20 protein-coding genes are annotated in these 20,068 nt (G+C 67.1%); 13 read left to right on the plus strand and 7 right to left on the minus strand.

Annotation, left to right across the window (positions count from 1 at the left end):
* The first annotated feature begins 4 nt into the window (after nt 1–4).
* The 4 genes from xsc to MUU56_RS04970 all read left to right on the plus strand — a co-directional run bounded on the left by xsc (nt 5) and on the right by MUU56_RS04970 (nt 4,295).
* On the plus strand, nt 5–1,780 hold the full coding sequence (xsc, locus tag MUU56_RS04955) for a sulfoacetaldehyde acetyltransferase (protein WP_244766202.1): 1,776 nt from the start codon (nt 5–7) through the stop codon (nt 1,778–1,780).
* Between the two features lie 72 nt (nt 1,781–1,852).
* Complete coding sequence (locus tag MUU56_RS04960; protein WP_244766203.1) at nt 1,853–2,890, plus strand: YeiH family protein; 1,038 nt, start codon at nt 1,853–1,855, stop codon at nt 2,888–2,890.
* Nucleotides 2,890–3,891 carry a phosphate acetyltransferase gene (gene pta / locus MUU56_RS04965; protein ID WP_244766204.1) on the plus strand — a complete coding sequence of 334 codons (1,002 nt, stop codon included), beginning with the start codon at nt 2,890–2,892 and terminating at the stop codon, nt 3,889–3,891. Before MUU56_RS04960 ends, pta begins: the two co-directional genes overlap by 1 nt.
* A 179-nt stretch (nt 3,892–4,070) precedes the next feature.
* Nucleotides 4,071–4,295, plus strand: coding sequence for a hypothetical protein (locus MUU56_RS04970; RefSeq protein ID WP_244766205.1), 225 nt, complete (start codon nt 4,071–4,073; stop codon nt 4,293–4,295).
* 27 nt (nt 4,296–4,322) lie between these two features.
* Here the strand turns inward: MUU56_RS04970 and MUU56_RS04975 are convergent, their stop codons facing one another.
* Genes MUU56_RS04975 through MUU56_RS04995 form a run of 5 tightly spaced genes read right to left on the minus strand, consistent with a single transcriptional unit; the run spans nt 4,323 to nt 9,271 of the window.
* Nucleotides 4,323–5,387 carry a DUF2218 domain-containing protein gene (locus tag MUU56_RS04975; RefSeq protein ID WP_244766206.1) on the minus strand — a complete coding sequence of 355 codons (1,065 nt, stop codon included), beginning with the start codon at nt 5,385–5,387 and terminating at the stop codon, nt 4,323–4,325.
* Nucleotides 5,384–6,205 carry an ABC transporter ATP-binding protein gene (locus MUU56_RS04980; protein ID WP_244766207.1) on the minus strand — a complete coding sequence of 274 codons (822 nt, stop codon included), beginning with the start codon at nt 6,203–6,205 and terminating at the stop codon, nt 5,384–5,386. Before MUU56_RS04980 ends, MUU56_RS04975 begins: the two co-directional genes overlap by 4 nt.
* Nucleotides 6,202–7,236: a FecCD family ABC transporter permease gene (locus MUU56_RS04985; RefSeq protein WP_244766208.1), complete on the minus strand. Its 1,035-nt coding sequence runs from the start codon at nt 7,234–7,236 to the stop codon at nt 6,202–6,204. The genes MUU56_RS04980 and MUU56_RS04985 overlap by 4 nt, the downstream gene beginning before the upstream one ends.
* Nucleotides 7,237–7,238: 2 nt before the next feature.
* The gene (locus MUU56_RS04990; protein WP_244766209.1) at nt 7,239–8,282 is read right to left on the minus strand and encodes a FecCD family ABC transporter permease; all 1,044 of its coding nucleotides are present in this window, start codon (nt 8,280–8,282) and stop codon (nt 7,239–7,241) included.
* Complete coding sequence (locus tag MUU56_RS04995) at nt 8,279–9,271, minus strand: iron-siderophore ABC transporter substrate-binding protein (RefSeq protein WP_244766210.1); 993 nt, start codon at nt 9,269–9,271, stop codon at nt 8,279–8,281. Before MUU56_RS04995 ends, MUU56_RS04990 begins: the two co-directional genes overlap by 4 nt.
* A gap of 294 nt (nt 9,272–9,565) precedes the next feature.
* Here MUU56_RS04995 and MUU56_RS05000 point away from each other — a divergent pair, with 294 nt between their 5' ends.
* On the plus strand, nt 9,566–11,698 hold the full coding sequence (locus MUU56_RS05000) for a TonB-dependent siderophore receptor (RefSeq protein WP_244766211.1): 2,133 nt from the start codon (nt 9,566–9,568) through the stop codon (nt 11,696–11,698).
* Between the two features lie 6 nt (nt 11,699–11,704).
* Here the strand turns inward: MUU56_RS05000 and MUU56_RS05005 are convergent, their stop codons facing one another.
* The gene (locus MUU56_RS05005) at nt 11,705–12,598 is read right to left on the minus strand and encodes a helix-turn-helix domain-containing protein (protein WP_244766212.1); all 894 of its coding nucleotides are present in this window, start codon (nt 12,596–12,598) and stop codon (nt 11,705–11,707) included.
* Between the two features lie 219 nt (nt 12,599–12,817).
* Between MUU56_RS05005 and MUU56_RS05010 the strand changes: the two genes are divergently transcribed.
* Genes MUU56_RS05010 through MUU56_RS05045 form a run of 8 tightly spaced genes read left to right on the plus strand, consistent with a single transcriptional unit; the run spans nt 12,818 to nt 19,035 of the window.
* Nucleotides 12,818–13,006, plus strand: a complete 189-nt coding sequence (locus tag MUU56_RS05010) for a hypothetical protein (protein WP_244766213.1) — start codon at nt 12,818–12,820, stop codon at nt 13,004–13,006.
* A 33-nt stretch (nt 13,007–13,039) separates the two neighbouring features.
* Nucleotides 13,040–13,519: an acetyl-CoA carboxylase biotin carboxyl carrier protein gene (locus MUU56_RS05015; protein WP_244766640.1), complete on the plus strand. Its 480-nt coding sequence runs from the start codon at nt 13,040–13,042 to the stop codon at nt 13,517–13,519.
* Nucleotides 13,519–14,886 carry an acetyl-CoA carboxylase biotin carboxylase subunit gene (locus tag MUU56_RS05020; protein ID WP_244766214.1) on the plus strand — a complete coding sequence of 456 codons (1,368 nt, stop codon included), beginning with the start codon at nt 13,519–13,521 and terminating at the stop codon, nt 14,884–14,886. Before MUU56_RS05015 ends, MUU56_RS05020 begins: the two co-directional genes overlap by 1 nt.
* Complete coding sequence (locus MUU56_RS05025) at nt 14,873–15,340, plus strand: hypothetical protein (RefSeq protein ID WP_244766215.1); 468 nt, start codon at nt 14,873–14,875, stop codon at nt 15,338–15,340. Before MUU56_RS05020 ends, MUU56_RS05025 begins: the two co-directional genes overlap by 14 nt.
* The gene (pxpB, locus tag MUU56_RS05030) at nt 15,337–16,035 is read left to right on the plus strand and encodes a 5-oxoprolinase subunit PxpB (RefSeq protein ID WP_244766216.1); all 699 of its coding nucleotides are present in this window, start codon (nt 15,337–15,339) and stop codon (nt 16,033–16,035) included. Before MUU56_RS05025 ends, pxpB begins: the two co-directional genes overlap by 4 nt.
* Nucleotides 16,032–17,024 (plus strand): 5-oxoprolinase subunit C family protein, encoded by a 993-nt coding sequence (locus tag MUU56_RS05035; RefSeq protein WP_244766217.1) that lies wholly within the window; start codon nt 16,032–16,034, stop codon nt 17,022–17,024. The genes pxpB and MUU56_RS05035 overlap by 4 nt, the downstream gene beginning before the upstream one ends.
* A gap of 9 nt (nt 17,025–17,033) precedes the next feature.
* Nucleotides 17,034–17,801 (plus strand): LamB/YcsF family protein, encoded by a 768-nt coding sequence (locus tag MUU56_RS05040; RefSeq protein WP_244766218.1) that lies wholly within the window; start codon nt 17,034–17,036, stop codon nt 17,799–17,801.
* 31 nt (nt 17,802–17,832) lie between these two features.
* Complete coding sequence (locus tag MUU56_RS05045; RefSeq protein WP_244766219.1) at nt 17,833–19,035, plus strand: pyridoxal phosphate-dependent aminotransferase; 1,203 nt, start codon at nt 17,833–17,835, stop codon at nt 19,033–19,035.
* Here the strand turns inward: MUU56_RS05045 and nac are convergent.
* The gene (nac, locus tag MUU56_RS05050; RefSeq protein ID WP_244766220.1) at nt 19,032–19,943 is read right to left on the minus strand and encodes a nitrogen assimilation transcriptional regulator NAC; all 912 of its coding nucleotides are present in this window, start codon (nt 19,941–19,943) and stop codon (nt 19,032–19,034) included. The two genes, MUU56_RS05045 and nac, sit on opposite strands and share 4 nt — an antisense overlap.
* Between the last annotated feature and the right edge of the window lie 125 nt (nt 19,944–20,068).

Genomic DNA, 20,068 nt, shown 5'->3' on the forward strand with positions numbered 1-20,068 from the left:
AGCCATGAAAATGACCACCGAGGAAGCCTTCGTCAAAGTCCTCCAGATGCATGGGCTCGAACATGCCTTCGGCATCATCGGCTCGGCCATGATGCCGGTGTCGGACCTGTTTCCCAAGGCCGGCATCACATTCTGGGACTGCGCGCACGAGACCAATGCCGGCATGATGGCCGACGGCTTCAGCCGTGCGACGGGCACGATGTCGATCGCCATCGGCCAGAACGGCCCCGGCGTCACCGGCTTCATCACGGCCATCAAGACCGCCTACTGGAACCACACGCCGCTGCTGATGGTGACGCCCCAGGCCGCAAACAAGACGATCGGCCAGGGCGGCTTCCAGGAGGTCGACCAGATGGCGATGTTCAAGGAGATGGTCTGCTACCAGGAAGAGGTGCGCGACCCCTCGCGCATTCCCGAAGTGCTGAACCGCGTCATCGAGAAGGCCTGGCGCGGCTGTGCCCCGGCGCAGATCAACATTCCGCGCGACTACTGGACCCAGGTGATCGATGTCGACCTGCCGGCCATCGTGCGCTTCGAGCGCCCGGCCGGCGGCCCGCAGGCGATCGCCGAAGCGGCGAAGCTGCTTTCGGAGGCGAAGTTCCCGGTCATCCTCAATGGGGCCGGCGTCGTCATCGGCGGGGCGATCGGCGCGTCGATGAAGCTTGCCGAACGGCTCGATGCGCCGGTCTGCTGCGGCTACCAGCACAACGACGCCTTCCCGGGCAGCCATCGCCTTGCGGTCGGCCCGCTCGGCTACAACGGCTCGAAGGCGGCGATGGAGCTGATCTCGAAGGCCGACGTCGTGCTGGCGCTCGGCACGCGCCTCAATCCCTTCTCCACCCTGCCGGGCTACGGCATCGACTACTGGCCGAAGGATGCCGCGATCATCCAGGTCGACATCAACGCCGACCGCATCGGCCTCACCAAGAAGGTGACGGTCGGCATCTGCGGCGACGCGAAACAGGTCGCCGGCCAGATCCTCGAACAGCTCTCCCCCTCTGCCGGCGATGCCGGCCGCGAGGAGCGCAAGGCGGCGATCCATCAGACCCGCTCGGCCTGGCAGCAGCAGCTCTCCTCGATGGACCATGAGGACGACGACGTCGGCACGGAATGGAACGAGAGCGCCCGCAACCGCGAGCCGAACCGCATGTCGCCGCGCCAGGCCTGGCGGGCGATCCAGGCGGCGCTGCCGAAGGAGGCGATCATCTCCACCGACATCGGCAACAATTGCGCGATCGGCAATGCCTACCCGACCTTCGAACAGGGACGGAAATATCTCGCGCCCGGCATGTTCGGTCCCTGCGGCTACGGTTTCCCGTCGATCGTCGGCGCCAAGATCGGCTGCCCGGACGTGCCGGTCGTCGGCTTCGCCGGCGACGGCGCCTTCGGCATCTCGATGAACGAGATGGGCTCGATCGGCCGCGAGGGCTGGCCGGCGATCACCATGGTGATCTTCCGCAACTACCAGTGGGGTGCGGAAAAGCGCAACACGACGCTGTGGTACGCCAACAACTTCGTCGGCACGGAGCTCAACCCCAATCTCAGCTACGCCAAGGTGGCCGAGGGCTGCGGGCTGAAGGGCGTCGCCGTCGATACGCCGGCGGCCCTCACCGAGGCGCTGGCGAATGCCATCGCCGACCAGAAGAACGGCGTGACGACCTTCGTCGAGGTCATCCTCAACCAGGAACTCGGCGAACCCTTCCGCCGCGACGCCATGAAGAAGCCGGTGCCGGTCGCCGGCATCGACCGCGCCGACATGCGCCCGCAGAAGCGGGCCTGATCGCCCCATGATCCATGTCCCGCCCGGGAAATCCGGGCGGGTGAGGTTTCCGCAAGCGAACGGAACGACACCATGACCTTCGCCGCCTCCGTCCAAGACCGTTTCCGCGGCATGCCCGCCGGCTTTGCCACCTACTGGCCGGGCTTTGCCGTCACCGCCGCCGTGGCCGTCGCCGCCCAGTTCCTCTCCGATCACTACGGCGCGCCGGCCATGCTGATGGCGCTCCTGCTCGGCATCGCCTTTCACTTCCTCTCGGAAGAGGGGCGCTGCGTCGCCGGCATCGATTTTTGCGCCAAGCATGTGCTGCGCATCGGCGTCGCGCTGCTCGGCATGCGCATCAGCGTCGATCTCCTGATCGGACTCGGCGCCGGCACCATCCTGCTGCTCGTCTCGGCGCTCATCGCCACCATCGGCTTCGGCCTGCTTGCGGCGAAACTGCTCGGCCGCGGCTGGCGGCTTGCCTTGCTCACCAGCGGATCCGTCGCCATCTGTGGCGCCTCCGCGGCGATGGCGATCGCCGCCGTGCTGCCGAAGAACGAGTTCTCCGAGCGCAACCTGATCTTCACCGTGCTCTCCGTCACCGTGCTCTCGACGCTCGCCATGATCGCCTATCCGATCATCGCCCAGACCATGGGGCTCGACGCGCGGGCGACCGGCATCTTCTTCGGCGGCACGATCCATGACGTGGCGCAGGTCGTCGGTGCCGGCTTTTCCGTCTCGCCGGAAGCGGGGGAGACGGCGACGCTGGTCAAGCTGATCCGCGTCACCATGCTGGCGCCGGTCGTGCTGGTCTATTCGCTCTCGCTGCGCGGCGTGCCGCAGCCGGAGGGCGAGGCGGGAAAACGCCCGCCGCTCTTGCCCGGCTTCGTCGTTGCCTTCCTGGTCTTCGCCGCGCTCAACTCCTTCGGCCTCGTTCCCGAACTGGTCGCGACGGCCGGCATGGAGACCTCGCGCTGGGCGCTGCTCGCCGGCATCGTGGCGGTCGGCATGCGCACGTCGCTGCGCCGGGTGCTGGATGTCGGCGGCGATGCCGTCGCGCTCATCGTCGCCGAGACCGTCTTCATTGCCTTCTTCATCCTCGTCGGCATTCACTATCTGGGGCACGCCTGATGAAACCGCTCGACCGCATTCTCGAAGCCGCGAAAGCCGCGCCGCGCCACATCGTGCTCGCCGAGGGGGAGGATCCGCGCGTCGTCGAGGCGGCCCGGCGTGCCGTGCGCGCCGGCATTGCCGCGATCACGCTCGTCGGCAATCGGAAAACCGTCGAAGAGCGGCTGGCGGCGGCCGGCGCCGGAACGGAGGAGATCCGTATCGAGGACCCGGCATCGTCCGCGCTCACGCCGCGTCTTGCCGCCGCCTATCACGCGCTCCGCAGAAGCAAGGGCGTGGACGAAGCGGCGGCGGCCGCGGCGGTGCGCACGCCACTCGTCTTCGCCGCCATGATGGTGCGCGAGGATGAGGCGGACGGCACGGTGGGCGGGGCGGTCGCGACCACCGCCGATACGGTGCGTGCCGCGCTCCAGACCATCGGGCGTGCGCCCGGTGTCGGTCTGGTGTCGAGTTTCTTCCTGATGATGCTGTGCGCCTCGCACCATGTGAAGAAGGGCGCTTTCGTCTTTGCCGATTGCGGCCTCGTGGTCGATCCAGATGCCGCGGGCCTTGCCGATATCGCCGTCAGCTCGGCGCGCTCCTTCGAGGCGCTGGCCGGCAAGCCGGCGAAGGTGGCGATGCTTTCCTTCTCGACGGCCGGCAGCGCCGCGCATGAGCGCGTCTCCAAGGTGGTGGAGGCGACGCGGCTCGCGCAGGAAACCGCGCCGGGCCTCGTCATCGACGGCGAATTGCAGTTCGACACCGCCTTCGTCGAGGCCGTCAGCGCCGCCAAGGCGCCGCGGTCGGCGCTCAACGGCGAGGCCAATGTCTTCGTCTTTCCGAACCTCGATGCTGCCAATATCGGCTACAAGATCGCCCAGCGCATCGGCGGTGCCACCGCCATCGGCCCGATCCTGCAGGGCCTTGCCAAGCCCGCCAACGACCTTTCGCGCGGCTGCAATACCGACGACGTCTTCCACATGATCGCCGTCACGGTGGTGCAGGCCGGCTCCAGCCCGTAACGCGCTAGGCGGATGCTTTTGCCCCAGCGCCAGGGCGTCGCCCATCAAGCTGATCTTCCTCGGCGAGCCGACCGCAGCGCTCGGCATCGCGGCCGAATTTCCAGGCGCGAGAAAATGGACTTTCGGGCTGGCGGCGCCATATTCGACAGGTATCGCGATGCGACAAGGGAGAACGGGAAATGACGATGACTTCGCAGGACGTCGCCGCCGTCCTTGGTCCGGTCGATCAAACGCTCGTGACCGAGGTCGTTGCGACGGGAGCCACGCAAGCCGAGCTTGCCGAGGCATGGGCGTGGATCAACAATGACGAGGCCTTCATGGGAGAGGGCCGGCATCTGCCGTCGGGCAGGGTGGCCATGCTCGTCGATCTGCTGTCTTCCGACGAGGAGGAGGAAGACGAATAGCGTGGCCGGCAGGAAGAAGGCCCGCCGTCAGGTGTTGTCGCGCTCCCAGTACCATGCGGCGTAGATGCGCTTGCGGTCGTGTTCGCGGCCCTTGAGGAAGGCGCGGACGAGCCGGACGTCCTCCCGCTCGCAGGCGACCCAGACGAAGGTGTCGCCGTCGACGGCGGAGAGTGCTTCTATCGTCGTCCGCGCGAGCACGTTTCTGGCGCCCGCGGCATAGGTCGTGCGATGCAGCCAGCGCACGTCGAGCGTTCCGGCGGTGGGCAGCGGCTGTTCCTCCGCGGCATCCGCCACCTCGATGATCGCCTGCATGCGGGTGCCTGCCGGAACTTCGGCGGCGATGCGGGCGATGGCGGGCAGGGCGCTTTCGTCGCCGGCAAGGAAGATGGTCCCGGCCTGCGGCAGGTCACCGCCGCCGGGGCCGAGCAGGGCGAGCCTGTCCCCCGGCTGCGCATCGCGGGCAAAATCGGCGCCGGGCGTCGGAACGCTGGGCAGGGGATGCTGGAGAAAGTCGATCCAGAGTTCGCCGCGCTCGGCGTCGACGGCGCGGATCGTGTAGACGCGCACGAGAAGCGCGTCCTCGCCTTCCGGCCAGGCGATGCGGCCGTCGTCGCGCAATCCCGGCCAGACCGGCGTCCGGCCTTTCGGCGGAACGAGCAGGCGCACATGCATGCCGCCGCCGATGAAGGGGTTGACGTCCGCGCAGGCGAACACGACGCGCCGCATATGCGGCGTCACGTCCTCGGCGGAGACGACCGTCACCTCATGGAGATTGGCGAGCCGCGTGCGCGTCGCCGGCTCGGACCAGGTGAGTTCCAGCGGGTCCTCGCCGGCGAAATAGAAGAGATGCTCGGCGATGACCGTGCGGCTCATCTGGAGCGCCCCGTCGCTCGGGCAGGCGAGGTCGATGAAGAGCCGGCCGCCGTCGAGGCGCATATGGGCGACGCCGATCTCGCTTGTCAGCGTCGCGGCGTTTTCCGTGCGTCGCACCTCGGCATGTTCGACGAAATGTTCGCACACCTCGTCGAGCATCTTGGGCGCATCCTTCGGCAGCGCGACACCGGTGAGCTTGAATTCCGGGAGGGCGTTCATAGGGGCTCCTTGATGGCTGGGGCGATCATGCGGTGACGGCCGATCGGCAGCATGGTCGGGCGGCCCGAGGTCGGGTCGGTGATGATGCGGCTTTCAAGGCCGAAAACCTGCCGCACATGGTCTTCGGTCAGCACGGCCTCCGGCGGGCCGGCGACATGCAGCCGGCCCTTCGTCATCGCGACGAGATGGTCGGCGTAGCGGGCGGCGAGGTTGAGGTCGTGCAGCACCATGACGATGGTCGTGCCGCGCGTCTGGTTGAGGTCGGTCAAAAGGTCCAGCACCTCGATCTGGTGGCTGATGTCGAGGAAGGTGGTGGGTTCGTCGAGCAGTAGAAGGTCCGTCTGCTGGGCAAGCGCCATGGCGATCCAGACGCGCTGGCGCTGGCCGCCGGAAAGCTCGTCGATCGGCCGTTCCGAAAGGTCGTCGGTCTTCGTTGCCGCAAGCGCGGCGGCCACCGCCTCGTCGTCCTCGCGCGTCCAGCGGGAGAAGACGCCCTGGTGCGGATGCCGCCCGCGGCTGACGAGGTCGGCGACGGTGATGCCCTCCGGCGCGATCGGCGATTGCGGCAGGAGGCCGAGCGTGCGGGCAAGGTCGCGGGAGGGGATGCGGTGGATCGACTTGCCGTCGAGCAGCACCTGGCCCTTCCTGGCCGGCAGCAGGCGCGACAGGGTGCGCAGCAGCGTGGACTTGCCGCAGGCGTTCGCCCCGACGATGACGGTGATCCTACCCGGCGGCACGGCAAGATCCAGCCCGTCGAGGATGAGGGTTTCGCCATAGCCGGCCGAAAGGCCGTTGGCGAGCAGGGTGTGCGGTTTCATAGGGAACCTCCGGACCGGTTGACGCGCACGATCAGGAAAATCAGGTAGGGCGCGCCGAGCGCGCCGGTGACGACGCCGACGGGATAGCGGCTCGGCAGCAGGAACTGGCCGCAGTAGTCCCCGACCAGCACCAGCGCCGCACCAGTGAGCGCGGCGGGAACGAGCAGCGAACCGTTGTTGCCGACGATACGGGCGGCGATCGGCCCGGAGAGGAAGGCGACGAAGGCGATCGGCCCCGAAATGGCGGTGGCGCTTGCGATCATGCCGACGGCGGCGATGATGATCAGCACGCGGGTGCGGCCGACCCGGACGCCGAGCGCGGCGGCCGTGTCGTCGCCGAGCCGCAGGGCTTCGAGATCGCGGGCGCGGGAGAGCAGCAGGCCGCCGAAGAGGGCGAGCGCGACGAGGAGCGGCAGCGTCTGGCCGAGCTGCGCGCCGTTGACGCTGCCCGTCAGCCAGCGCAGGGCTTCCTGCAGGGTCCAGGCGGGGGCGGTGGAGAGGATGTAGGCGATGACGCTCTCCAGCATGGCCGAGACGCCGATGCCGACGAGGATGAGCCGCGTGCCGGCAACGCCGTTGCGGAAGGAAAGGGCGTAGACCAGGAGCGCCACGCCGAGCCCGGCGGAAACGGCGAGGATCGATACGATCGGCCCCGAAAGGCCGAGCACGACGATCGCGAACACCGCCGCGGCGCTCGCGCCCCAGCTGATGCCGATGATGTCGGGGCTGGCCAGCGGATTGCGCAGCATGATCTGGAAGGCGACGCCGCCGAGGCCGAAGCTGAGGCCGGCGAGGATGGTGAGGATGGCGCGCGGCAGCCGGAGCTGGCCGACCGTGAAGGCGACGCCCGGCACGTCCTCGCCCATCAGCGTGCGAAGAATGTCCCGCGGCGGGGTGAAGGACTGGCCGAGCAGCAGGGTCAGCACGAAGGTCGCGGCGACCAGCACAAGGAGAAGGCCGATGACGAGCCGATGCCGGCGGGCGCGGCGGCGGCGGTTCAGGACGATGGAATCGACGAGGGGCGCAAGCATGGTCAAAGGTCCCGCACCCGCTGGCGGCGAACGATCCAGATGAAGAACGGCGCGCCGAGAAGGGCCGTCACGATGCCGACGTCGAGTTCGGCCGGCCGCGCCACGATGCGCCCGACGATATCGGCGGCGATCAGCAGGCAGGCGCCGCCGAGGGCGGAAAAGGGCAGCAGCCAGCGATGGTCGCTGCCGGTCAGAAGCCGGGCGAGATGCGGTACGACAAGGCCGAGGAAGCCGATCGGCCCGCAGACCGCCGTCGTCGCGCCGCACAGTAGGATCGCGCCGAAGGCGGCGACGGCGCGGGTCGTTGCGACGTGTTCGCCGAGGCCGGCGGCGAGCTCGTCGCCGAGCGCGAGCGCGTTCAGCTTGCGGGCGGAGAGGAGGCTGATGACGAAGCCGGCCGCAAGGAACGGCAGGATCGGATAGATCCGCTCGAAGGTCGCCCCGCCGACGCCGCCGATCTGCCAGGCACGCACGCCGCCGGCGATGTCGGCTCGCGGCAGCACGACCGCGATGACCAGCGAGGAGAAGGCGACGGACGTCGCGGCGCCGGCAAGCGCCAGTTTCAGCGGCGTTGCGCCGCCGCGCCCGAGCGAGCCGATGATGTAGACGAAGATCGCTGCCGCCCCCGCGCCTAGGATGGCGGTGACGATATAGGCATGGGCGGTTTCGATGTGGAACCACGCGACGCCGACCACCACCGCGAGCGACGCGCCCATGTTGACGCCCAGGATACCGGGATCGGCAAGCGGATTGCGCGTGACGCCCTGCATGATCGCGCCGGCGAGGCCGAGCGCCGCCCCGGCGAGAAGCGCCAGGAACGTGCGGGGAATGCGCATCGCCACCGCCGCCTCGCCGATCGTCTCGACCTTGCCGCCGAGCGCCGAGGTAATATCGCCGAGGCCAACGTCCCGCGTGCCGATCGCGACGGACAGCGCGACGAGCACGAGGAGCGCGGCGGCGACCAGCAGCAGCCACAGGGCGCGCAGTCGGCGGAGGCGCCCGGCGGGCGCCGTCACGCTGCGCGCCGTGGCGGCGGCAGGCCTCATTTCGCCTTCCCGGCGGCTTCGGCAAGAAGCGCGACATAGTCCTTCAGCACCCAGGAGATCGACAGCGGCGTCGGGTTGGCCGCGGTGCCGACCGGGTCGCGGCCGAGCATGACGAGCGCATCCTTGCTGACGGCCGGCATGCGCGAGAGCAGGAGATCGGCCTTCACGGCGTCGAGCAGCGGCATGCCGCCATAGCTCACCACGATATCGACATCGTCGAAGGTGTCGACCTGTTCGGCGCTGACGCTGGCGGCGAACTGCCCCGGCTTCGTTGCAGCCAGCACGCTTTTCGGGGAGACGAGCCCGAGATCGCCGAAGAATTTTATGCGCGTGTCGTTGGCGGTGTAGAAATTCACGGTGCTGAGGTCGGTCGCATCGAGATGGGTGACGAAGATCGCCGACTTGCCCTTGAGGACCGGGTAGCCCGCGACCGTATCGGCGATCTCCTTCTCGATGCGTGCGATCAGCGCCTCGCCGTCCTTCGCCATGCCGAGCCCGGTGCTGTTGAGCCGGATCATCTCGCGCCAGTCGGTCGACCAGGCCGATTGCGGATAGGCGACGACGGGGGCGATCTGGCTCAGCGTCTCGTAATCCGCCTGGCTGAGGCCGGAATAGGCGGCAAGGATGACGTCCGGCCTTGTGGCGGCGACAGCCTCGAAATCGATGCCGTCGCCTTCGTCGAACAGGACGGGTTTTTCGCCGCCGAGTTCCTTCAGCTTCTCCGCCACCCAAGGCAGCAGGCCGTCGCCGTCGTCGTCGCCGAAATTGGCCGCGGCAAAGCCGACGGGCACGACGCCGAGCGCCAGCGGCACTTCATGGTTCGCCCAGGCGACGGTCGCCACGCGCTCCGGCTTCCTGGCGATCGTCGTCGTTCCGAAGGCATGTTCTATGACGATCGGATAGGTGGTTTCGTCCGCGGCCCGCACTGTCGTCACGATCCAGAGGCAGGCGGCGAGAAGGATCAGGGGAAAGCGCGAAAGCCGCGACATTGGCGAAACCCTCCAGGGCGTTTAAAGTGGAGTTTCCGTTTCAGGTTCATCGGGCGGCGTCAAGGCGAACGCGTACCTTGCGGCGGGAGAGCGGCGAAGTTTCCGGGGTTTCGTACAAAACCATGGAAATCTACAATACTGGATAATACGTCTCAAGTTATTGCCGCTTTCCAAGGGACAGTCGCATCGACCTGAGGGGGTTCTGGATGCGCGGGGTTTATCCTTGTTCCGGCTGGTGTCCGGCATGACCTGCCGTGCGCCGGCGAGCGCAACTTCAATTTCTGGAACACGATGATGGACATCAAGACGACCGGCGCCGCCAATCGACAGCCTCTCACCCGCTTGAGGACCGCGGTCCTTCTTGGCTGCACCGCGCTCGTCGCCCTTGCGCCTTCCGTTTCGTTAGCCCAGCAGGCGGAGGCGGGCTCCACCACGGTTCTCGAGACGATCACCGTCGATGGCGACGGCTCCGCGGCGGGCGTCGACAATGATGCCAAGTCGATCGTCGCGAAGAAGACGACCGCGGGCGGGCGGATGGCGACGGAGATCCTGAACACGCCGGCGACGGTTTCCGTCATCACGGCCAAGGAAATCCAGCTGCGCGGCGCCGAGACCGTCGAGGAAGTGCTGCAATATACGGCCGGCGTCACCACGGACTTCTATGGTTCGGACGACCGCTACGATTTCTTCAAGATCCGCGGCTTCGACGCGACGACCTACCGCGACGGGCTCATTCTCGGCCGTCCCTTCGGCGGCGTGCGGGAGGAGGCCTATGCCTTCGAACGGGTCGAGGTGCTGAAGGGCGCGAACTCCACGACCTTCGGCGTCTCCGATCCCGGCGGCGCCGTGAACTATGTGACGAAGCGTCCGAGAAGCGAGAAATTCGGCGAGGCCTATGTCACCGGCGGCTCGTTCGACCGCAAGGAAGTGGGCTTCGACTTCGGCGACAACCTAACGGCCGACGACACGCTTTCCTATCGCTTCACCGGCAAGCTGCGCGATGCGGACGCGGAATACGACCACTCGCGGGACGACGAGAAGTTCTTCATGGGCGGGCTCACCTGGCGGCCGACGGACGCGACCAGCCTCACCATCGTCTACGATCATCTGAACAAGGACGGCGTGCCCGGCAGCGGCGGTCATCCGGTCGGCACGGATTTCGACCGCAGCCGCTTCTTCGGCGAGCCGGACTACAATTATCGCGGCACGAACCGCGACACGGTCAGCGTGATGTTCGATCATGATTTCGGCTCGGGCCTGACCTTCGGCGCGAATGCACGCTACAGCAAGTCCGACACCGATTTCGGCTACGCCTATATTTCCGCGACGCCGACGGACGGCTCGACGACGGCGTCGCGCGCCTTCTTCGGCAACGAGGCCACGAACCGGCAGTTCATCATCGACGCGCATCTGCAATACGAGGCGAGTTTCGACGCGGTGGACAGCCGCACCCTGGTCGGCGTCGAATACAACGACATGAAGGGCGACAACGACACCTGGTGGGGGCCGGCGCCCGGCATCGACTGGACGAACCCGACCTATACGGGCCGGCCGACCGACCTGCCGCTGATCGCCAGCACGCGCAGCGACCAGACGGGCAAGGCGCTCTATATCCAGCAGGAACTGACCTTCTGGGACAAGTTCATCGTCACGGCGGGCCTTCGAAACGACTGGCTCGATCTCAGCGAGACGAACAGGCTGACGGGCGTGGAGAGCGAGGGCGACTTCAGCGAGCTGACGAAGCGCATCGGCCTCACCTATCGCGTCACCGACGAGATCGCGCCCTTCGTCAGCTATGCCGAATCCGTCGCGGCGCCCTCCATCGGCATCGAGCCGGAGCGCGGCGAACAGATCGAGCTTGGGGTGAAATACCAGCCGAACGCCTTCCCGGCGCTCATCACGGCCTCGATCTACGACCTGACGAAGAACAACATCACGCGCACCAACCGGGCGACGAACCTGCAGGAGACGATCGGCGAGGTGCGGGTGCGGGGCTTCGATCTTGAGGCGAAGGCGGAGCTGACGCCGAACTGGAGCCTGACGGCCGGCTACTCCTATCTCGACGCCGAGATCGTCGAGAACGGCACGGCCGGCAACGAGGGCAACCGGCCTTATCATGTGCCCAAGCATACCGCCTCGCTCTGGGTCAACTACCTGCTCGAAGGCGACGGCAAGCGCGGCGACATGACCTTCGGCCTCGGCGGCCGCTATACCGGCTCCTACTACTTCAACGACGCGAACACGGTGAAGACGGGCAGCAACTTCGTCGTCGACGCGGCCTTCACCTACAAGGTGTTCGAGAACACCTCCCTCGAAGTGAACGTCTCCAACCTCTTCGACCGCAAGCATGTCGATTACGGCGGCTTCGGCGCAGACTTCTACAATCCGGGCCGCTCGATCTCGGCAACGCTGCGCCAGACCTGGTGAAACAGGTCAGCGGCCCTGCTGCACCCGCCGCCAGGCGGCGGGTGTCTCGCCGGCGATCTGCCGGAAAGCCTTGGTGAGGTGCGCCTGATCGGAAAAGCCGAGCTGGGCGGCGATGTCGGCGATGGTGAGCTCACTTTCGACCAGCAGTTTCTGCGCAAGGTCGATGCGCTTGCCGAGCTGCCACTGCAGCGGCGTCTTGCCGGTCGTCTGCTTGAAGACATTGGCGAACCAGCTCTCCGAGAGGCCGACCGTCTCGGCCATTTCCGCGACGGTCAGCCGGCCGTCGCTGCGGGCGTTGACGCGGGTGACCAGCCGGTTCATCTGCGCCTGGGTGAGCCGGCCGTTCTGCGGCTCGCCGCCGAGGTCCTGGATATCGAGCAGGCCGCTGACGATCGTGCCGACCAGGCTCTCGGCATAGAGCGCGTGTTTCGCCGGGTTCGACACTTCGTCGACCAGGAGGCCCGCCAGCGTCTCGATCGCCCCCACATCCTGGATCTCCACCGGGCGGCGCAAGGCGGCGAGTGCCGCCGACGTGCCGACCGCGGGCGACAGGAAGCGCAGCATGCGGTCCTTGTGGAGGTGCAGGTCGAGATGGGAGAAGCGGTGCGCGGAGGTGAAGCTCGTCCAGAGCGGCACGCCGGCCGGCACATAGACGGCCCGGGTCATCGGGCGGGAATGCTCGATCATGCCGCCTTCGCGGTTGGTCATCTTGATGTGCGGCGACACGTCGTTGAAGAAGATCACGATGCGCGGATCGGGCGAAAGGTAGTAGCCTCGCGCGCCGGAATAGCCCTCCGCATCCCAGAAGACGCCCACCAGCCCATCGAGGCTGCGCCATTTCACCGGCGCGAGCACCTTGATGCCCTCTGTATGGCAAGTCATCGCGTGCTGGTAGTTCACCGTTCAAAGCCACCCATGTTCGAGCAGTCCTCGCATGTCTCCATGCGTTTGGATCGGGCGGAGCGCGACGACCCCGCTGCTGGGCGCGCTGTGCCCCTTAAAAAAGATGATTAAAACTATCATGTTTTTTGGGCAGGGCAAGACGCCAAGGCAGCGGTCGGGCTGCCAGAGCCGTTTGCGCGCTTGAAACATGCTTAGAGCAGAATGCAGGGGCGGGCAATGATGATGCCCGGCCCGGTGAACCATCCGCAACGGCAGCGCAAATTTGAGGTGGGCCATGACGCTGGCCCATTTGTCCTTCTTGCCTTGCGCCTTGTGCGCCCGGTTGTGGATGCCGGTGCGGCGGTCGAGTTCATTCGCATCGATATTGAAAGTTTGTCTGCCCCCATCAATCGCGATGCTGTGTAAGGTTTTCCCAATCGGACCGGAGGGTTGGCCGCTGTGGCCATGTGCCGGTTCTGCCGTGCCCTGGGGAAAACCATGGATCTTGAAAAGATCAAGACGCTTCTCGATTTCGTCGGTCGCTCGCGTATCTCGGAACTGACGGTCAGTGAGGCAGGCACGACGGTCGTCATTCGGAACGCTTCGCAGACGGCGGCGGCCGATCATGTGCCTGGGGTGCTGGAACCGCAGGCATCGTCCGCCTCCATCTCGGCAGAGCCGGCCGAGAAATACGATGAGGAGGATGCGCGGATCGTGCGTTCGGCCATGGCCGGCGTCCTCCATCAGGCCGCGAATCCCGGTGCTGCGCCGCTGATCGTCGTCGGCGACGCGGTCGGGGCGGGCCAGCCGCTCTGTATCGTCGAGGCGATGAAGGTCTTCACCACGGTGAGTGCGCCCTTCGGGGGAAAGGTCAAGCGCATCTTTTTCGAAGACGGGCAGGATGTCGGCTTCGGCGATCCGCTCGTGGAGATCGTCTGATGGGCGCGCCCTTCACCTCCGTTCTCATCGCCAATCGCGGCGAGATCGCCGTGCGCGTCGAGCGCGCCTGCCTGGAACTCGGGCTGCGGCCGGTCCTCATCGCTTCCGAGGCGGACAGGGCGGGCCGCGCCAGGCCGGACGAGGGCGGGCCGCTGGCCATCGGGCCCTCCGCGCCGTCGCGCAGCTATCTCAACCAGGCGGCCATTCTGCTCGCAGCCCGTGTGACGGGCGCCGAGGCGGTCCATCCGGGCTACGGGTTCCTGTCGGAGAATGCCGACTTCGCCGAGGCGGTGGAAGCGGCGGGGCTCACCTTCGTCGGCCCGCCGGCTTCCGCGATCCGCATCATGGGCGACAAGATCGCCGCCAAGCGGGCGATGATGGCGGCCGGCGTGCCCTGCGTGCCCGGGCCGGGGGAGCCGTTGCCGGAGCGTGTCGAGACGGTGCGGGCGATTGCCGGGGAGATCGGCTATCCGGTCATCATCAAGGCTGCCGGCGGGGGAGGCGGGCGGGGCATGCGTGTCGTGCGCGAGAGCGCCGAGGTGGCCGATGCCGTCGCCATCACCCGCGAGGAAGCGCGGCGCGCCTTCGGCAGGCCCGAACTCTACATGGAGAAATTCCTGGAGCATCCGCGCCACGTCGAATTCCAGGTGCTCTGCGACAATCACGGCAATGCCGTCTGGGTCGGCCATCGCGACTGCTCCGTCCAGCGCCGACACCAGAAGGTGGTGGAGGAAGCGCCGGCGCCGGGCATCGCGCCCGAGCTTGCCGAGCGGATCGGTGCGCGCTGCGCGGAGGCCTGCCGGCAGATCGGCTATCGCGGTGTCGGCACCTTCGAGTTTCTCTACGAGAACGGTGAATTCTACTTCATCGAAATGAACACCCGCCTGCAGGTCGAGCATCCCGTCACCGAGATGACGGCGGGCGTCGATCTCGTGCACGAGCAGCTGCGCGTGGCACAGGGCGCGGTGCTGGAGGCAAGCCGCTTTGCCGGCACGGCGCGCGGCCATGCCTTCGAGTGCCGCGTCAATGCCGAGGACCCTGAAACCTTCCTCGCCGCGCCGGGGCGCATCACCGCGGTGCGCTTCCCGAGCGGTCCGGGCATCCGCGTCGATACGCATGTCTCCGCAGGATATCGCGTTTCGCCCTATTACGATTCGCTGATCGCCAAGGTGATCGTCCATGCGCCGACCCGTGAAGATGCCGTCCGCCGCATGCAGATGGCCCTGTCCCAGACCCGCATCGAAGGCATCGCGACCAATCTTCCGCTGCACGAACGGATCTTTGCCGATCCCGATTTCGTGCGCGGCTGCGTCGATATCCATCATCTTGAAAAGCGGCTGAGGGAGGAACCCCGTGGCGAGGCGTGACCGCTCGACGGGTCGGAACACGATCGGCGATCTCTCCGATCCCGCCCTTATCTCCACCCTGGCCGGCTGGCTGGAAGGCTCCGGCGCGAACGCGCTGGAAATCACCACGCCGGATGGCGGCGGGCTGAAGATCGTTCTTGCTGCCGGCGCGCGCGCCGTGCGTATTGCCGAAACTGTGCCCGAAGCGCCGGCGGTTCGCCCGGAAGGCCATGCCGTCAGGGCGCCGATGGCGGGCCTCTTCCGCGACAGGCATCCGGCCGCCATGGAGACCGGGCCGCTTGCCGGTGCGGGCAGGGCGCTCGAAGCCGGCGCCATTGCCGGCTTTGTCGAGGTCGGCCCGGTATTGTTGCCGGTGATCGCCTCCAAGGCCGGGATGGTCGGCGAAATCCATGCCCGTGCCGAAGGCCTGATCGGCTACGGCGACGCCGTCCTGACGATGGAGCCTTCCCGATGAGCTTTCAGCAAGCCGCACCCGCGTCCATCGTGCCGGATACGGACGAACTGGCAAGAATCTCCTTCATCGGCACGCGCGCCTTCCTCATCGAGGCGCCCGGCGCCTTCGACCTGCCGACCCAGCGGCGCATCTGGGCGCTCTCCCATGCGCTCGAAACCCGTCCGGAGATAGCCGAGATCGTGCCGGGCATGACGAACCTGCTGGTCATCCTCAAGGAGACGCCGGAAACGCCGGAGGCGGTCGTCCATGCGTTGCAGGAGGAATGGCGGCGTGCGCGGGGCGTCGATCTTGCGGGCCGCGAAATCGAGATCGCCGTCACCTATGGCGGCGAGCATGCGGGCGACCTGCCGGCCTTGTGCGACCTTTCGGGCCTTTCCGACCGGGAGGTGGTGCGCATCCACCATGAGGGCACCTACCGTGTCTTCGCGCTCGGCAGCGCGCCGGGCTTCGGCTACCTGCACGGGCTCGATCCGCGCATCCACATGCCGCGCAAGACCGTGCCGTCGCTCCACATGGCGCGCGGCTCGGTGACCATCGGCGGCATGCAGACGGGCGTTGCCGTGCTGACCGGGCCGAACGGCTGGAATTCCATCGGCTTTGCCGAGCTCCAGATGTTCGATCCCATGGCCGCGGCCCCGGCGGTCATGGCCCCCGGCGATACCGTGCGTTTCCGCCCCGAAAGGATCGAGCTGTGATCGAGATCGTCGCAACGGGACCGTTGAACACGGTCCAGGACCTCGGCCGGCCCGGTTACCGCAACATCGGCGTCACGGCCTCAGGTGCAATGGACCCGCTCGCGCTCAGGATCGGCAATGTGCTTCTCGGCAACGCGCCCGGCGCAGCCGGCATCGAAGTGCAGACCTTTCCCTTCCAGGTGCGCTTTTCGGAGGGCGGTGCCTTTGCCATCACCGGCGCGGACTGCCGCGCGACGCTCGATGGCGTGCCGCTGCCGCCCTGGTGGACGGCCGGGGCGGCGCCGGGCCAGATGCTGGAGCTCTTCCCGCCGCTGAAGGATGCGCGGGCCTATCTCTGCCTTGCCGGCGGGGTGGCTGTGGCACCGGTCATGGGCTCGCGCAGCACGTCGCTGCGCGGCGGCTTCGGCGGGCTTCAGGGCCGGGTGCTTGCAACGGGCGACCATGTCGCGACGGACAGGGCCGCCGATGGCTTCCTGCCCAAGGGCGGCTTCGGGGTCGTGCCGCCGGCAGTGGCGCTGAAGGATGCCTTCCCCGTCGCGGAGGGCGGTGCATTGCTCATTCGTGCGTTGCCTGCCGGCGAGCATGATCTGTTCGGCGCGGACGCGCAGCGCTTCTGGAGCCAGCTGTGGAAGATTTCCGCGCGCAGCGACCGCACCGGCTATCGGCTGAGCGGCGACCCGATCCATCCCACCGAGGTGATGGAGATGCGCTCGCACGGCGTCGTGCCCGGCGTCATCCAGGTGCCGCCGGCGGGCGAGCCCATCGTCCAGATGAGCGACGCCAACACGGCGGGCGGCTATCCCAAGATCGCGGGCGTCATCGAAGCCGATCTGTGGCGGCTCGGGCAGGCGCGCATCGGCTCGCTGCTGCGCTTCGTCCCGGCGACGCATGCGGAAGCAAGGGCCGCGGAACAGGCGCTCGCGGCCTATATCGCGGATGTGCACAAGACTGCCCGGCTGGTGCGCCAGGCGCTTGCAGGCATGGCTTAGGAGATAAACATGCAGGTCGACCTCAATTCCGACATGGGCGAGGGCTTCGGCCCCTACCGGCTCTGCGACGACGCGGCGATGATGGATGTCGTCACCTCCGCCAACATCGCCTGCGGCTTCCATGCCGGCGATCCCGACACGATGGTGCGCATGGTGCGTCTGGCACGGGAAAGGGGCGTCGATGTCGGTGCCCATCCCGGCCTGCCGGATCGTCAAGGATTCGGCCGCCGGGAACTGCCCTTCGGGCCGGACGAGCTGCGCCAGCAGATGCTCTACCAGCTCGGTGCGCTGACCGCGATCGCCAAGGCCGAGGGCGTTACGGTCTCCCATGTCAGCTTCCATGCGGCCATGGGAAACATGGTCAACCGCGACCCGGCGCTCGCCGCCGCGATGATGCAGGCGATCCGCATGGTCGACGGCGACCTCATCGTCTTCGCCACGGCGGGCAGCGTGATCGAGGGTGCGGCCATCGAGGCCGGGCTGAAGACGCTGACCCTCTTCCTCGCCGACCGCGCCTATGACGCGAAAGGCGCACTCGTGCCGCGAGGCCAGCCCGGCGCGCTCGTCAAGGACGAGGCTTCGGTTCGCGCCCGCGTGCGGCAATTCCTCCTTCATGGCACCGTCATGGCCATCGACGGGACCGTCATTCCCATGCGGGCGCGGTCCATCCTCGTCCACAGCGATACGCCCGGCTCGCTCGAGCTTGCCCGCACCGTGCGCAGCGAAATCGAGGCGGCCGGCGGCACTGTAACGCCCGTCTCGAAGCTTCTGCGCTGATCTTTTCTCCGCTCCATCGAAAGCAACTGCCATGCCCGCCATTGCCGACCGTCTGAAGAACGTTTCCGTCTCCGCCTCCGCCGCCATGACCCAGCGCGCCCGCGACCTCGCGGCCAAGGGTGTCAGGGTCATCAGCCTGTCCTCCGGCGAGCCGGATTTCGCGACCCCCGCCAACGCCATCGAGGCGGGCCATGCTGCGGCGCTGGCCGGCGATACGAAGTACCCGCCGCTCGACGGCACGCCGGCGCTGCGCCAGGCGATCTCACGCAAGTTCAAGCGGGACAACAATCTCGACTACGACCCCTCGGAGATCGTCGTTGCCGGCGGCGGCAAGCAGATCATCTTCAATGCCGTCATGGCCACCTGCAATCCGGGTGACGAAGTCGTCATCCCGTCGCCCTCCTGGATTAGCTACGCGGATATCGTGAAATTTTCCGGCGGCGTGCCGGTGCCGGTCGACTGCCCGCAGCAGAACGGCTTCAAGCTGCGCGCCGAGGACCTTGACGCCGCGATCACGCCGCGCACCAAATGGCTGTTCCTCAATTTCCCGAACAATCCGACGGGCGCCGCCTGCTCGCGGGCGGAAATGAAGGCCATTGCCGAGGTGATGCTGAAGCACCCGCATGTCTGGATCATGACCGACGACATGTACGAGCACCTGATCTATGACGGCTTCGAGTTCTGCACCATCGCCGAGGTGGAGCCGCGGCTGAAGGATCGCGTGCTGACGGTCAACGGCGCGTCCAAGGCCTATGCGATGACCGGCTGGCGCCTCGGCTTCTGCGGCGGGCCGAAGGATCTCATCAGGGCGATCAGCAATGTCAACGGCCAGAACAGCGGCGGCACCTCGACCATCACGCAGGCTGCCGTCGCGGCCGTGCTCGACGGGCCGCAGGATCTCCTGAAGGAGCGGGCGGCGATCTACAAGACACGGCGCGACTTCGTCGTGGAACGGCTCGGCGAGATCGAGGGCATCCGCTGCCACAAGCCGGAAGGGGCCTTCTACGTCTTCCCGAACATCGCCGAACTCATCGGCAGGACGAGCAAGGGCGGGCGCAGGATCGAGACGGACACGGATTTCGTGCTGGCCCTGCTCGACGAGCACCACGTCACGACCGTGCAGGGCGCGGCCTATGGCATGAGCCCGTTCTTCCGCATCTCCTATGCCACCGGCATGGAGCAGCTCGACGAGGCCTGCGGGCGCATCGCGGAATTCTGCAGGGGTCTGCGCTAACCCTGGCTCTTGAGGCGTGCGGTCAGCTCCATGAGGATCGACCGCACCGCCAGGGCGGGCTCGGAGAGTTCGCTCTGGTCGGAAACGCACAGGGAAAGCGTCTCCTCGATCCGCGGCGTCAACACGCGCGAGACGATCGGCTCGGAGGATTCGGCGACGATGCGCTCGGCAATGGCGCGCGGCATGATCGTTGCCCCGACGCCCCGGCTGACGGCACGGCCCAGCGTGCGCACGATCTCCACTTCCGCCACGACGTTCAGCGACAGGCGGCCGCGGGTGAAGGCGAGGTCGATGGCGCGGCGCACGAAATTGTAGGGCGGCGGCAGAAGGAGGGGGAGGTCGTTCAGCGCGCTCACCGGCAGCGGCGTTTCACCCGGTTCCATGCCGAAATCGCTGTGGGCGACGAGATGGAATTCCTCCGTGAAGACCGGCTCGAAACGGACGCCCTTGATCGGCCCGGTGCCGTGGATCAACGCCATTTCCAGCCGGCCGTTCATGATCATCTGGCTGTAGGTCTGGCCGACGCTTTCGGTAAGGTGCAGGAGGATGCCGGGATGGCGTTTGCGCGTTTCGGTGAGAAGATCGACGGAGAGCGTCGCCGCACTCGAAAACGGCACCAGGCCGACCGAGACGCGCCCGACCAATGTGGAGCCGGCCGCCGTCACGTCCGCCTGCGCCTGGTCCATCTGGCGCAGGATGATCTGGGCATGGCGATAGACCGCCTTGCCCGCCTCCGTCATGGAGACGCCCTGCTGGCTGCGGATCAGGAGCTTCTGGCGGAAATGATCCTCCAGCGCGGCAAGCTGCTGGCTGAGCGCGGGTTGGGCGATGTGCAGCACGTCGGCGGCGCGCGTGATGCTGCCGGTATCGACGATGACAATGAAGGATCTGAGACGCCTGATATCCATATGCCGAGCCTGTGACGAATGGTGCCGCATGTTACAGGCCCGAGGGGCGGGAGCAAGCCCATAAGGCTTCCTTATCCATCCAGATTCAAACGGTCTTATCCAGAGCCGGAAAGCTTCGCTACTCT

It is taken from the genome of Shinella yambaruensis (genome assembly GCF_022899355.1).
Lineage (GTDB): Bacteria > Pseudomonadota > Alphaproteobacteria > Rhizobiales > Rhizobiaceae > Shinella > Shinella yambaruensis.